This is a genomic window from Streptomyces sp. NPDC051172 (assembly GCF_040682555.1).
GTDB lineage: Bacteria > Actinomycetota > Actinomycetes > Streptomycetales > Streptomycetaceae > Streptomyces.
Genome location: NZ_JBFBBE010000186.1, coordinates 1 through 13274, shown reverse-complemented (window position 1 = coordinate 13274; position 13274 = coordinate 1). Strand labels below are relative to the sequence as shown.

Sequence of the window (13274 nt, the reverse complement as noted above, 5' to 3'; positions counted from 1 at the left end):
ATCTACCAGCGGTCCCGTTCGTCATTCACCGCAGGGCCAGCACGCCCACCCGCGCCTGGACAGCGCCCCAGCCAGCCTTAACTTCCCGGCCTTGCAACTTGCATGGATTCAGGGCGACTTTCGACCGCCAGACAACCTGGGTCGACTTTTCAACCTTTTCACAGTTGGCACACAAGCACCTCCTTCCGTGCCTGCAAGGCGTGCACGACTCGTCCCGACCAGACGCAGAAAGAGCACTCATGACCAGACACCACCCCACCGTCTTACGGCGGTCGGCGATCATCGCTGCCGCCGCCCTCACCGTCGGCGCCGCCGGAACCCTGGCCGCGCCCGGCGCGGGAGCGGCGACACCGACGGGTACGCCGGAGCTCCAACTGATCGCCGCCTCCTCCTCGGTGACCGTCAATCGCTACGAGGGCGAGCCGGGGGTCTACCTGGACCTCGGCACCTACCTCACGGTCGACGGCGGACCGCTCGAGATGCGGGTGACACGCAAGTCCTACAACGACCCCGTCGTCGCAACACAGGTGATCCACTCCGGTGGCCGCACGGTGACCAAGAGCCTGCCGAACGGCCTGGTGAAGGACTTCTCGGGCCTGCCGGACTTCCTGAAGGTCAGCATCAGCGACGCGTCGGGCGCGAAGGTGGCCGACACCACGGAGTCGTTCTGCCCGAACACCCGGGCGGGCCGGATCCGGCCGGACGCCCCGGCCACCTCGAAGTACCCCGACGGCTGCTCCGACAACCCGTTCGCGCTCGGCGGGGTATGGGGTGTCGAGAAGGGCTGGGCCGCGGCCACCTCGCCGGGCTTCCGCGAAGGCAACCTCATCGACCTGCCGGCAGGCATCTACACCGCGAAGGTGTCGGTGGCGAAGAAGTACCGCGACCTGTTCGGAATGGCGGACAAGCCCCAGACCGTCAAGGTGACGGTCCGCCAGAACTCCGGTGGGGGCCAGGGCCTGGCCGACGTCGAGCGCGGGCAGAAGAATGCGTCGAAGAGCCTGAAGCCGGTCGCGAATCGCCCGGTCGGCAGGGCGACCGTTCCCGCCGACGTGCCCAAACCCGACCTGCGTGCCCTCCCGGCGTACGGCATCGCCATCACCGACGGGGGCGAGGGCGGAGTGGGTGCCGCCCCCGGCAAGGACTATCTCGCCTTCAGCGCCACCGTATGGAACGGCGGCCCCTCGCCACTGGTCGTGGACGGGTTCCGCAAGCCCGGCGCGGAGAAGATGGACGCGTACCAGTACTTCTACGACGCCAAGGGCAAGCAGGTCGGATACACGCCCACCGGCACCATGGAGTGGGACCCGCGGGAGGGACACCAGCACTGGCACTTCAGCGACTTCGCCAGCTACCGGCTGCTCGGCGCCGACAAGAGGGAGATCGTCCGCAGCGGCAAGGAGGCGTTCTGCCTGGCCAACACCGACGCCATCGACTACACGGTCAAGAACGCCGACTGGCACCCGTACAACACCGACCTCGCCACCGCCTGCGGTGAGGAGACCGCCGTCTCGGTGCGCGAGGTGCTGGACGTCGGCAACGGCGACACCTACAGCCAGTCCCGGCCCGGTCAGTCCTTCGACGTCTCGGACCTGCCGAACGGCACGTACTACATCCAGGTCATCGCCAACCCCGACAACCGGCTCAAGGAGCAGAGCACGGCCAACAACATCACGTACCGCAAGGTCATCCTCGGCGGCACGCCCGGGGCCCGCACGGTGACCGTGCCGAAGTACGGCCTCATCGACGCTCCCTGACGCCGAGAGGCAGTACGTCGGACGGTGATCCCCGGCGGGCTGTCCCGTGAACCGGTCACCTGAAAAGGGTTCGCCGGCCGTCGTCCGGCGGGGCTAGCCTCGCTGATCATGGGAGCACGAGCGCAGTACGTGGTGGTCGAGAACGGCACCTGGCAGCGGTACTACTCGCACTGGGCCGCCGGCCGGGTGGTCGACGACCTGCTGCCCGGTCCGGCCGCGGCGACACGCTGTTTCCGTGCCAACCGGGAGATCGACGAGTGGCTCGACGACGTGTGGTGCGAGGGCGCCGCACTCGTCGACCACGACCGCCGGATCCTGTTGTGGTTCGCCTTCGCCGACAGCTGGGCCGACCACATCGCCGCCCGAGCCGTACTGGCCCGGACGTGGCCCGGCTGGGACGTCCGCTTCGCGCACGACGGCCTGGGTGATCTGACCCACCACCTGGGCCTCGGCAGAGACGTGACCCGTGAACCGGGCTGGTTCGAGACCTTCGAGCCGACCGGGTTCGCGGCCACCGAATACACCGAGCCCTGCTCCGTCGTCTCTCTGCGCATGCCTGACGGAAGCGTTCGCGCCTGGGGCAGCGACTGGGAGCCCGTCGAGCATCTCGCCGGCGGACCGGGCCTCATCGACCTGGCCGTCGCGTGCCCGCACACCCCAGCACTCACCGACATGCCCTACGGCGGCGTCCACTTCGACCCGCAGGCCCGCACCGCCTCACTCTGGGCCGTGCAGAACGTGGCCGGCATCCACAACTGGCCGCTGCCGGGCTGGGAGAACTGGGCCCTGGACTTCCGCGGCGACGACCACACCCGGCAAGCCGAGCTGCTCCCCGCGGACTTCCCCTTCCCTCAGCCCCCGCTCGCGGCCGCACTGCGCAGACTCGGCGACGGCCTCAGCACCGCGCCGCCCGACACCGGCGCGCTCCTGGCCCGCGCCACGGCTGCGCCTGGTCCGGAGGGAACCGTCCCCGTGGTGAACCCGGCCGCGCTCGTACCGCACGAACCGGCCGATCCCACACCGGCCGAACTGGCCGCGGTGCGAACGGCGCTCGATGCACTGGTCGCAGGCGCGGAGGCCGACTGACCACAACCTCATGGGCTGCCCGGGGGCCGCACCGGACAGCACCGCAACCGTCTCTGGCCGCACCGTGTTTTCACTGGGGACTTCCACCTTGCCCTGTAGCAGAGTGCGCGCCTGCCAGGGCTTCCACCGCTGATGCGACCGCACGAGGGCTGGAGATCATGGTCAGGTGGCGGGCTCGGGGGATGAGGGTGGGCGGCGGTGCACCGATGCGCCGGGCGGTCTGCTGCGGGGTCTGTCTGCTGAACACGTCGTCCTCGGCACCGAACACGACCGACTTGGGGATGTCGACGGCCGCGAGTCGCGCCACCTGGCTCGCGGGGAGGCCGGGCACGCCCTCACCGAGCATGCTCCACAGAGCGGCCTCCGCGCCCGGCACCCGTAGCGGCCGACGCCACTGATCCAGTCCGGCGGCGTCGAGAGGTGGGCACGCCGGTCCGCACTGGGTGTCGTAGAAGGAGCGGATCAGCCAGTCGGCGCCGAGTCCAAGGCGCAACAAGCTGGTGCGATAGGGATCGATCAGTAGGTACTTGAGGGCCGACGGTGGGCCGGCGCCGGTGTTCAGGGCATCCCCATCGAGCAGCATCACGCTCCCGATCCGCCCAGGTGCGCGCAGTGCCGCCGCCGCGACGACTGCGGCGCCGCTGGAATGGCCCACCAGCAGGGGGCGCTCCCCCGGCCCACCGAGGTGCATGGCGCTGAGGAAGCCGAGCAACTGCTCTGTGAAGTGGCTGACGGTGTACGGGCCGCGGCGTTCGCTGTAGCCGTCTCCGGTCAGGTCCAGTGCGTAGACCCGGTGACCGCGCGCGAGGAGCGGTGCCAGTCGTGACCAGGTGTCCACCTGCTCGAACGCGCCATGGACGAGGACAACCGGCGAACCGGTCGTGCCCCAAGTCTGGTAACGGGTACGGACATCGGCCGCCTGAACGTATCGCAGGCCTCCTGGGAGCGCGGCACGTCGTGCGGTGAAGGCGTTGTACGCCAACGACGCCGTGGTGACGACTGCGAGCAGTACCGCACAACCGAGCGCCACACGTCTCAACCACCGCCTGAGCCGCGGCGGGCGCGGCGCGGCGGTGCACTGCACGGCGTCGGAATCCGGCGGCGCGGGCTCGGTCCGCCCGGCCGGAGAGTCGGCATCCACGCGAGTTCCCATTCTGTTTCAGGCCGACAACCCCGACGGCCGGCACGGTCACGGACGACGCGGACACGCCGATCAGGCAAACGCCCATCGCCCTGTCCACAGCATCGCCCTGTCCAGAACCCGGATCATCCACCGAGGGTCGTCATCACACCTACTCCCGTGGGGGTAGGAACCCGCCCGGGCGAAGCCGAGTGCCCCAGGCCAGGGCATCTCCGGGGGCGAGTGGCATTCTCGCCGTACGGGACCGAGCGGCCCTCGGCGGTGGCCGTAGTGTTCGGCAGTGCCTGTCTCTTCGGTGTCACGCGCCGGCGGCACCAGCAGCACCGCCCGGCCCGCTACCTGGCCGGCGCCCCCGGTTGCTGGCTCAACTTCTGCGCTCCAAAGCCCAGTTCGACCCTGCGCGCCATGATCAGCCGGCCAGGGTCCCGGTTGCACAGGTCGAGACATGGGAGGGCCGGCCCGGAACCTCTGTCCCGGGCCGGCCCTCCCACGCGGCGTCAGCTTGCGGCGGGGACCGGGTCGCGGGTGGGTGCGGGCGTCTCCTTGGTGCCGGGCTCGGCGGTCACTGCAGAAGGAGTGGCGACAGGGGCATACGGGATTTCGCCGCGCAGGACGGCTTTGGCGCGGGACTCGTCGAGTTCGCCCTCCCAGCGGGCGACGGCCAGGGTGGCGACGCCGTTGCCGACCAGGCTGGTCAGGGCTCGGGCCTCGGACATGAACCGGTCGATGCCGAAGATCAGCGCCAGGGCGGCCACCGGAACGTGCGGGACGGCGCTGAGAGTGGCGGCCAGGGCGATGAAGCCGGAGCCGGTGACGCCTGCGGCGCCCTTGGAGGTGAGCAGCATGATGGCGAGCATGGTCACCTGCTGGGTCAGGCTGAGGTCGATGCCGAGGGCCTGAGCCAGGAAGACCGAGCCCATGGTCAGGTAGATGGCGGTGCCGTCCAGGTTGAAGGAGTACCCCGCGGGCAGCGTGATGCCGACGACCGGCTTCGAGGCGCCCGCGTGCTGGAGCTTGGCCATCATGCGCGGCAGTACGGGCTCGGTGGAGGAGGTGCCCAGGACGATCAGCAGCTCCTCCTTGATGTAGCGCAGGAAGGGCAGCAGCCGCAGTCCGTTCAGGCGCATCACGGTCCCGAGGACCACCAGGACGAAGAAGAGCGCGGTCAGCCAGAACGAGCCGACCAGCAGGGCGAGATGGCGCAGGGTGCCCAGGCCGTAGTTGCCGATGGTGAAGGCCATGGAGCCGAACGCGCCGATGGGGGCGAGCCGCATGATCCAGCGGATGAGCGTGAACAGGACCGTGGAGAACTTCTCGATGCCCCGGGCGATGCCGAGGCCGGCCTCCCCGCTGGCGTGCAGCCCGAAGCCGAACAGCACCGACACCAGCAGCACCGGCAGGATCTCGTTGCCGGTCAGAGCGCCGACCACGGTGGCCGGGATGATGGCGAGGACGAACTCGGCGAAGCCCTCGTGGGCCGTGGTCGCCTCCGGTGGCAGGCCCTTGGTCGACAGGGTCGAGAGGTCGATGTGCAGACCGCTGCCCGGCTGGACGACGTTGACGACGACCAGGCCGATCACCATGGCCACGGTGGTCAGCACCTCGAAGTAGACCAGAGCCTTCAGGCTCACGCGGCCGACCGCGCGGGCGTTGCCCATGGAGGCGATGCCGTGGACCACCGTACAGAAGATGATCGGAGCGATGAGCATCTTCACCAGCGCGATGAAGCCGTCGCCGAGCGGTTTGAGGTCAGCGCCCAGGGACGGCCACAGCCCGCCCACGGCGGCGCCGAGGAGGACGCCGATCAGGCACTGGATGTAGAGGTGGGACAGCAGGCGGCGGATGCGGCCAGGTGGTGCGGTGACGGTACCCGGGGCGGCGTCGTTGCGGCTCATGCGGGGCGTCCTTCCAGGACGGGAACGAGGAGTTCGGCTCGGGCGATACGCCGGGCGGCGCGGTGCAGCAGCACCGTGGGGGACGCGCCGTCCGGTGCGGGGACGGCTTGGGTGGTGACCACGCCGGCGGGGGTGCCCAGGCGGAGCGTGCCGTCGGCGGTCTGCCGGGCGACGCGGTGGGCGAGGGTGCCGGGGGTGGCGGCGGCCGTGGCCAGGGCCACGGCGGAGGTCAGGCCGATCGCCGGGTGCGGCGCGTGCATGGAGACCATGCGCACGGCCAGGTCGTACTCGTCCTGGTTGACGAGTGTGCCCTGTGTGGTGCGGTAGGGGGCAGGTCGGGCGACGATGCCGACCTTCGGCACCGCATGGCTGATGGGATCGCCCTCCCGGGCCAGGCCCATGGCCAGCGCTGCCTGGCGGCGCAGCAGTGTCAGCGCGGGCACTGCGGCGGCGAACGCGGTGAGGGGCTCGGTGCCGTCGAGTCCGAACGCCTTGGCCTCGAACAGCGCGGCCGGCGCGCCGGCGTCCACCAGGGATGCCTCGACGGGACCGTCCGGGCCGGTCAGTTCGTCCAGTGCCCGGCCGGTCGGCAGAGCGCGTCCGGTCGTCGAGCCCGCCGGGTCCTCAAACCCGAGCAGGACCGGCACGCCCCGTGCCGAGGTACCCGGCACCACCGCCACCCCCTCCTCCGGAGCCACGCCCCCGGGGCTGGGGATGGTGCCGGTGAGGCGGGCCCCGGTGTTGACGTTGAGCATGCGGACGGTGGTGGTGTCCGACGCGATCGGCACGAGATCGTGGTGGACGGCGTACAGGGCCACAGCGGTGGCGCAGTTGCCGCAGTTGCTGGCCCACTCCACACGCTCGTCGCCGATCCCGACCTGTGCGAAGGCGTACTCGACGTCCACACCGGGTCGGCTCGACGGCTGTACGACGGCGGCCTTGGAGGTGGTGGAGGAAGCGCCGCCCACGCCGTCGATCTGGCGCGGGTCGGCGGCGTTGAAGGCGGCGAGCAGCAGGGCATCGACGTCCACGCCCGTGGCGACCACGTCGCGGTGGTCGAAGATCCAGCACTTGCTGGTTCCTCCGCGGATCATCTCGCCCTGCAGACGCAGCACAACCGACTCCTCACATACGTGGAAAGGGAAGTCCACCGACGGCCTCGCCGTGCGTGGTGTCCTCCACGGTGGGTTACGCCAGCGTGAAGTACAATCTCGGAAATCTGCATGGCTATTAAGCTGGAGTGAACGCTGGAGGTGGCGACATGCTCGACGTCCGGCGCATCCTGCTGTTCACGGAGGTCGCCCGGCGCGGCTCGGTGACCGCGACGGCCCGCGCCCTCAACTACACCCCGTCAGCGGTGTCGCAGCAGATCAGCCGTCTGGAAACGGAGGCAGGTCAACCCCTGTTGGAACGGCACGCCCGGGGCGTCACCCTCACCGACGCCGGACGGGCACTGGCCGAACGAGGGCACCGGATCGAACGGGAACTGCGGGCCGCGGAGAACGAACTCGCCGACTACGCGGGGCTGCGCGCAGGCACGCTGCGCATCGGCACCTTCCCCACCGTCGGCGCCTCGCTCCTCCCGCGGGCCGTGATCGCCTTCCGGGACGCCCACCCCGACGTACGGCTGACCGTCCGCAGTGCCCGCATCGCCGGACTCTGGACCATGCTGGAGAACCGGGAGATCGAAATGTCGCTGATGTGGGACTACGACTGGAGCCGGATCGATCGTGGGGACATCGTCGTCACCCCGCTCCTCGACGACCCGCCGGCCCTTCTCGTCAGCGACCAGCATCCACTCGCCGGCCGTGACGCCGCCTCGCTCGCCGACTTCGCAGACGACCCCTGGATCACCCGCGCCGACCATCACCCGGTGGCCGAAGCCCTCGTGCGCGGCTGCCGCGCCGTCGGCTTCGAGCCCCACATCGCCTACGAGGCCCACGACTACCAGGAAGCCCAGGCCATGGTCGCCGCCGGCATCGGCGTCGCCCTGGCCCCCACTCTGGCCCTGGAGGGCATCCGACCCGGCGTCAACGTCCTGCCCCTCCAGCCGCCGGCCCCCATCCGCCGCATCCTCCTGGTCCGCATGGCCGACCACTCCCCCACTCCCGCCGCCCTGACCTTCGCCGCACTCCTCCGCGACGCCGCTGTGGCCCGGATCCTCTGACGGTCAAGGGCGGTGCAGTCGCCGTCGTCCACGGCGGCCCGAACGGCAGCCCAGCCGGCGCAGCGTGGCAGGTGGCGCCGTAGTTGTCCGCGCGGGTTGGAAGACCCCATGGTTTTGCGCCGAGGCGGCAACACATTGCGCAGGCACCCCCGCCCGCCGAAGTCGGCGACGCCGAGAGTTCCTCTCAGACACCCCAAACGCAGGCGTCGTTTGTCGTGGGCTCCCGCCAGAACGTCGGCTCGATCTGCGCTGATACCCCTGCGGCTTCGAACATCGGCCTGGTCTCGGGCCCCTGCTCCTGGAAAAGCGACTCGAAGCTCTGCTGGTCGGGCCACTCGTCGAGCATCAAGCTGCCGCCGTCCTCGGAGCCGTGGAAGCGGTGCGCAATGAGGCCATGAATATCCAGCACTGATGCCGCCACAGGCCCGCTCCGCGCACGCACCGCGCCCACGGCCCGGGGGCCTGAACCGCCGCAGCAGCGGCGGCCACCGAGAGTGCCTCGGCTGTCGCCGCGTCGGCGGGCAGGAACGCCTCGAGCTTCAGCTCGGCAAGTGTGACGTCGACGGCGGTCGCAAAGGTGGTCACGGTCGTGATCAGGTGCAGCTCACCGTACGAAGACCGCAGATGGAGCGGAACTGCAAAACCGAGTAGCCCGGCGGACGGATCGAGTTGAGGAACGTATTCGGTGAGTTCGGCGCGCAACTCCTCCAGATGGCCGAGGCGGGCCAGGATGTGGCGCGCCCATTCGGCGAGATTACGGATGCGGGGAGCGAGGCCGTCGGGATGCAGCGCGAGGCGGTAAATGTTCGTGCCCGGGCCGACCAGCTCGGGGCTCACCCCCTCGGTGATCCGATCGAATGCGGAATTCGCGGCGATCAGGCCACCGCTGCGGTCCGCCACCAGTGCCGGATACGGCAGATGTCCGCGCAGGATGTGATCGATCGCCGTGCGCACGGGAGCCAGCACCGGGTCGTCGAGTGCGCTCTCGGGGTAGGCGGGCGCGTACCCGGCGGCCAGCAACAACTCGTTGCGCTCCCGCAGCGGCAGTTCCAGCGACTCGGCCAGACGTACGACCATTTTCCGGCCGGGGGCCGACCTGCCCGATTCGATGAAGCTGAGATGGCGCTGCGTGGTGCCCGCCCGAAGCGCCAGCTCGAGTTGGCTGAGATGACGACGGGTACGACGTTCGCGAAGCGCACGGGGGAAGTCCACGGGCCAGTTGTAACGGCGGCGACGTGTCCCTGGCCATTCCCCGCGGGGAATTGTCGCCTCTCGCAGCCGTCGCCGAACATCGCCGCCATGGACATCGGCGTACTGCTTCCGACCGGAACCGCCCAGTGCGGCCCGGCCGACGACCCTCGCGAGCTCATCGCCTTCGGCCGCCAGGCCGAACGGCTGGGCTTCTCCTCGCTCTTCGTCAACGACTCCCTGATCAGCCCGCGCATCGAGGCACTCACGATGTTGGCCGCGCTCGCCCCGACGACCGAGACCGTGACACTGGGTACGGCTGCACTGATGCCGTTCCTGCGGCGACCGGTCCAGGCCGCGCAGTCGCTTGGCTCGATCGACGTGTTGTCCGGTGGCCGACTCACCGTGACCGTCGGTGCCGGCTTCCCCGGCCGCTTCGGGCGGCCCCTCTATACGCTGTCCGAGCTGCCGTGGGAAAGGCGCTTCGCCCGCCTGGACGAGACCGTCGCGCTGTGGCGGGCCCTGCGGGACGGCGCCGACTCCTTCCACGGCGAGATCCTCCGGTTCGACGACATCCCGCCCACGACCAGGCCGTCCCAGACCGGCGGCCCGCCCATCTGGCTCGGCGGCGCGACACCCGCAGCACTGTCCCGCACCGGACGGATGTACGACGGATGGCTGCCCTACCCGCCCGATCCCGCCGACTACGCATCCGGTCTTCGCCATGTCCGCCAGGCGGCGGCCGAGGCCGGGCGTGCAGCCGAGGACGTGACCCCCGCGCTGTTCGTCTCCATATGGTTGGACGACGACATCGAGAAGGGCCGTCGAGCACTGGATGCCTACGCGCGAGCCACCTACGGCATGCCGCTGAAGGAGTTGGAGGGGATCCAGGCCGTTGTCACCGGCTCCGCCCACCACGTGGGCCGGCGCCTGGGGCAATACGTCGCGGCCGGCGCCCGGCACGTCGTCGTACGACTCGGCGCCCTCGACCTGCACTCCCAGCGTGACCAACTCGAACAGCTCGCAGACCTCATCCCCGCCGTCCAGAAGACGGCCGCTGAGCCTGAACCCGTGAACTGCGTTGAGATGAGGGAGAGATGAGGGACAGTCCGGTTCCAGCGAGGCATCCGATGCGGTGACGCGCAGGGCGCGGTCGTCGGGTCCCGGCCGCGGTCTGGGACGATCGCGCGGTGTTGCGAAGTGTTGGGATCACTGCCGAACTGATGGGCCCCTTGCAAGCCGAGGACTTTCACAACCTGCACTGGCAAACGAGGCTGGAGCTCAGCGTGGACTGCTTCATCTGAGGCCGCACCCGGCGCACGACCTCCTTCCGGTACGGGCTGGAGCACGCCCTGTGTTCAGCCCATGACGACTACTCCGAGCACTCCACCACGGCCCGGGCCCCGTTCCACGATGCGAAGCGCAACCAGGCGGCTACCGCACTCTCGCATACACCGTGGGTGGCGCTCGGCATCCAGACCAACATGGTCCGCCCGGTACGCGACATGTGCGGCCACTGCGACCACCTGCTCGCCACCAGCAAACCTGAGCCTCACCCCAGTGCCACATCAGACAACCGTCGCTCTGTGGCACCGCTGGAAAACTCGTCGAAACAGTCTCCCCGACGCAGCCAGGGATGGCCCCTCTCCGGCCCTTGACGGGGGGGCTGGACGGACCAGGAGTCGGGGCCTGGGTTGGGCGCTTGCTGGTGTCCGCCGGGGCCCCCAGCAGCCCATTCCAATCGTCGACATACATCGCCTGACCTGGTCTCTCCTCATCCTCGCTCCTACGATCGACGTCGGTCGAAAGGGGGCCGGATGGACCGGACCGTACGCACCGTCGAGGATGTTCTCGCGCTCTTGGACGGGCTCTTCGCATCCGAATCCGAGGCCGGCCGCCTGGCGACCGGCGACGGCAGGGGCTTTTGGGACCGTTTCTATGCCGACCGGTCGAGGTCGGTCCCGTTCTTCGTGTCCAAACCGGACGAGAACCTGGCCACCTACCTTGACCAGGGCCTGATCGCTCCCGGCCGGGCCCTGGACCTGGGCTGCGGACCGGGCCGCAATGCCGTGTACCTCGCCTCGCGCGGCTTCGAGGTGGACGCCGTCGACCTCTCCCCGGTGGCCGTCGCCTGGGGTGAAGACCGGGCCCACGAAGCCGGAGTCGACGTCCGCTTCCTGTGCGGCAACGCCTTCGCGCTCCCCACCACCGAGTTGACCGGCCCATACGACCTGGTCGTCGACTCCGGGTGCTTCCACCACCTACCGCCGCACCGCCGCGTCAGCTACCTGGCCCTCCTCGACCGCGTCCTCGCACCGGGCGGCCATCTCGCACTCACCAGCTTCGCCGCCGGCGCGGAGGGAATGGGCTCGGAACTCACCGACGCGGACCTCTACCGTGAACGCGAGCTGCAGGGCGGCCTCGCCTACACACCCGAGTCGCTGCGCTGGATCTTTTCTGACCTGGCAGAGGTGGAACTGCGCCGCATGCGGGAGGAACCCCCCGAGTCAGCACTGTTCGGCGTGACATTCCTGTGGACCGCGTTGTTCCGTCGGGGTGCGGCTGCATCAGGCGAGGCTCGCCCTGTTGACGACCGCGAGTAGACACTCGTCCTGGGCGTCGCGGCGCCTGACGCACCGGCGTACCCGCGCCGGCGCCGGCGCACTCCGATTTCACGCTGGAGTCCGAAGGTGAACTTCTCCTCGGACTCCAGGTTCTTACCCGTGTGGTTTCAGAGCATGATGAGCAGACGCGTCTTCGGCTTGAGCTTCCTGTTCACCGAACGGCTCTGCACGTATACCTCCAACTTCGGGTTGTTTCCCGCCTTCACGGAGACGGTCCCCTGGATACCCGAGCCGAACAGCAGGGTGCGCGCCGCATCGCCCGTATAGGCGCGGTCGGTGTCCTTCTCGACCACGATGACTTCCTTGTTCAGCTGAACTTGAGCCCGCGCGCCCAACTGGTAGTAACACGAACCGCGTTCGTACGTCACACCTGGGTGGGAGTTGACGAAGGGGCGGATCTCGACCTCCTGGTCGACCTTCAGGAGCCGGTATTTGTTCGCCGGAATCGGTTCGAGGTTCGCTCGAACCTCGTCCAGTGATATGTCCTGACCCACGGCGAACAGGTTCTTCGTGCCGCGCACGCCCTGCTCTCGCCCCCGGAGGAAGCTGGTGGCGGCAGCGCGCACGGTGCCGATCGCCTCCTCGACGCCCTTCTGGGAATCCGCGTCCCAGATGGCGATGTTCCCGGCCGGGAAACCGTAGTTCTGCGCGGTCCGCTTGGCCAGGGAGTTCGGAACGAGGATCGCGGATGTCCAGTGGCCCGGGAGCCCGCCCATCTTCGCCGTGATCCTGTCGAGCCAGGGGCCGAGGATGGTCATGTCGCCGTCGTGCCGCCTGTCGCCCCCAGATGCGTTCTCCTCGCCGTCCGTCACCACGATCTGGAGGAAGCTGTGTTCGCCGTATTCCTCCCAGATATGCCCCAGGTCCTCCAAGGACTTCAGTGAAGCCTCAATGAGGGCCGTGGCGCCATTGTTGACCCGGTACAGACCACGCATGGACGGCAGATGCTTCACGTCCATGTCCCAGACCAGGTTCTCCACCTTGTGGTCGAAGGAATAGAGGCTGATCCGGGTTTCGTGGCCGAGGCTGTCCGATTCGGCTTTCAGTCCCGCCACGAACTCGTCCACGACGCGAATGAGTTGACTCTCGTGCGGACGCATGGAACCCGAACAGTCCACCACCAGCGCGACGTGGTTCACCTTGTGCTGGATCCTGTTTGCGGACATGCTTCTGCTCCCCCTCCGAGCTGCCCCGAATGATGCTTTCACTCTATGGGGAGGCACTGACAACGGCCTTTCACGCAGACCGGGCCCCCGGCACACCAGTGGCTCAACGCCGTAACGACTGTTGGCTCAGGGCGTTGAGGTCCTCAAGCCGCCGACGGTGACTGCTCAGCAGGTCGTGTGACCTGCCGCTGATCGGATCGTTGGTCTGTTCGTGGGCCTGTCGAAGCGTCGTCCGTCGTACGACGATCTC

At 69.1% G+C, this 13274-nt stretch carries 10 protein-coding genes; 5 read left to right on the top strand and 5 right to left on the bottom strand.

Annotated elements, in window-relative coordinates; genetic code table 11:
* Window positions 1–239: 239 nt before the first annotated feature.
* Window positions 240–1757 (top strand): lysyl oxidase family protein, encoded by a 1518-nt coding sequence (locus AB0N07_RS47380; protein ID WP_365846629.1) that lies wholly within the window; start codon window positions 240–242, stop codon window positions 1755–1757.
* Window positions 1758–1865: 108 nt separating this feature from the next.
* Window positions 1866–2843, top strand: a complete 978-nt coding sequence (locus tag AB0N07_RS47375) for a hypothetical protein (RefSeq protein WP_365846627.1) — start codon at window positions 1866–1868, stop codon at window positions 2841–2843.
* A gap of 70 nt (window positions 2844–2913) precedes the next feature.
* Here AB0N07_RS47375 and AB0N07_RS47370 read toward each other — a convergent pair whose 3' ends face one another.
* From AB0N07_RS47370 to AB0N07_RS47360, 3 genes are all read right to left on the bottom strand, one after another.
* The gene (locus AB0N07_RS47370; protein ID WP_365846625.1) at window positions 2914–3984 is read right to left on the bottom strand and encodes an alpha/beta hydrolase; all 1071 of its coding nucleotides are present in this window, start codon (window positions 3982–3984) and stop codon (window positions 2914–2916) included.
* Between the two features lie 497 nt (window positions 3985–4481).
* A complete protein-coding gene (gene dctA / locus AB0N07_RS47365; protein ID WP_365846623.1) occupies window positions 4482–5879 on the bottom strand; it encodes a C4-dicarboxylate transporter DctA in 1398 nt (465 codons plus the stop codon).
* Complete coding sequence (locus AB0N07_RS47360; RefSeq protein ID WP_365846621.1) at window positions 5876–6994, bottom strand: PrpF domain-containing protein; 1119 nt, start codon at window positions 6992–6994, stop codon at window positions 5876–5878. Before AB0N07_RS47360 ends, dctA begins: the two co-directional genes overlap by 4 nt.
* Window positions 6995–7140: 146 nt before the next feature.
* On the opposite strand from AB0N07_RS47360, the gene AB0N07_RS47355 reads away from it, so the two are divergent.
* A complete protein-coding gene (locus AB0N07_RS47355) occupies window positions 7141–8046 on the top strand; it encodes a LysR family transcriptional regulator (protein WP_365846619.1) in 906 nt (301 codons plus the stop codon).
* Window positions 8047–8391: 345 nt separating this feature from the next.
* On the opposite strand, the gene AB0N07_RS47350 is transcribed toward AB0N07_RS47355, so the two are convergent.
* Entirely contained in the window at window positions 8392–9258 is an 867-nt protein-coding gene (locus AB0N07_RS47350) for a helix-turn-helix transcriptional regulator (RefSeq protein WP_365846617.1), read from the bottom strand.
* 87 nt (window positions 9259–9345) lie between these two features.
* On the opposite strand from AB0N07_RS47350, the gene AB0N07_RS47345 reads away from it, so the two are divergent.
* Both AB0N07_RS47345 and AB0N07_RS47340 read left to right on the top strand, forming a co-directional pair.
* Window positions 9346–10335 (top strand): LLM class flavin-dependent oxidoreductase, encoded by a 990-nt coding sequence (locus AB0N07_RS47345; RefSeq protein WP_365846615.1) that lies wholly within the window; start codon window positions 9346–9348, stop codon window positions 10333–10335.
* Between the two features lie 716 nt (window positions 10336–11051).
* The gene (locus AB0N07_RS47340) at window positions 11052–11837 is read left to right on the top strand and encodes a class I SAM-dependent methyltransferase (protein WP_365846613.1); all 786 of its coding nucleotides are present in this window, start codon (window positions 11052–11054) and stop codon (window positions 11835–11837) included.
* A 128-nt stretch (window positions 11838–11965) separates the two neighbouring features.
* Here AB0N07_RS47340 and AB0N07_RS47335 read toward each other — a convergent pair whose 3' ends face one another.
* Window positions 11966–13024 carry a vWA domain-containing protein gene (locus AB0N07_RS47335; RefSeq protein WP_365846611.1) on the bottom strand — a complete coding sequence of 353 codons (1059 nt, stop codon included), beginning with the start codon at window positions 13022–13024 and terminating at the stop codon, window positions 11966–11968.
* Window positions 13025–13274: the final 250 nt, after the last annotated feature.

Coding starts and splice junctions, on each gene's coding strand:
- AB0N07_RS47380 (WP_365846629.1), top strand. CDS start 240: ATGACCAGACACCACCCCACCGTCTTACGGCGGTCGGCGATCATCGCT.
- AB0N07_RS47375 (WP_365846627.1), top strand. CDS start 1,866: ATGGGAGCACGAGCGCAGTACGTGGTGGTCGAGAACGGCACCTGGCAG.
- dctA (WP_365846623.1), bottom strand. CDS start 5,879: ATGAGCCGCAACGACGCCGCCCCGGGTACCGTCACCGCACCACCTGGC.
- AB0N07_RS47355 (WP_365846619.1), top strand. CDS start 7,141: ATGCTCGACGTCCGGCGCATCCTGCTGTTCACGGAGGTCGCCCGGCGC.
- AB0N07_RS47345 (WP_365846615.1), top strand. CDS start 9,346: ATGGACATCGGCGTACTGCTTCCGACCGGAACCGCCCAGTGCGGCCCG.
- AB0N07_RS47340 (WP_365846613.1), top strand. CDS start 11,052: ATGGACCGGACCGTACGCACCGTCGAGGATGTTCTCGCGCTCTTGGAC.
- AB0N07_RS47335 (WP_365846611.1), bottom strand. CDS start 13,024: ATGTCCGCAAACAGGATCCAGCACAAGGTGAACCACGTCGCGCTGGTG.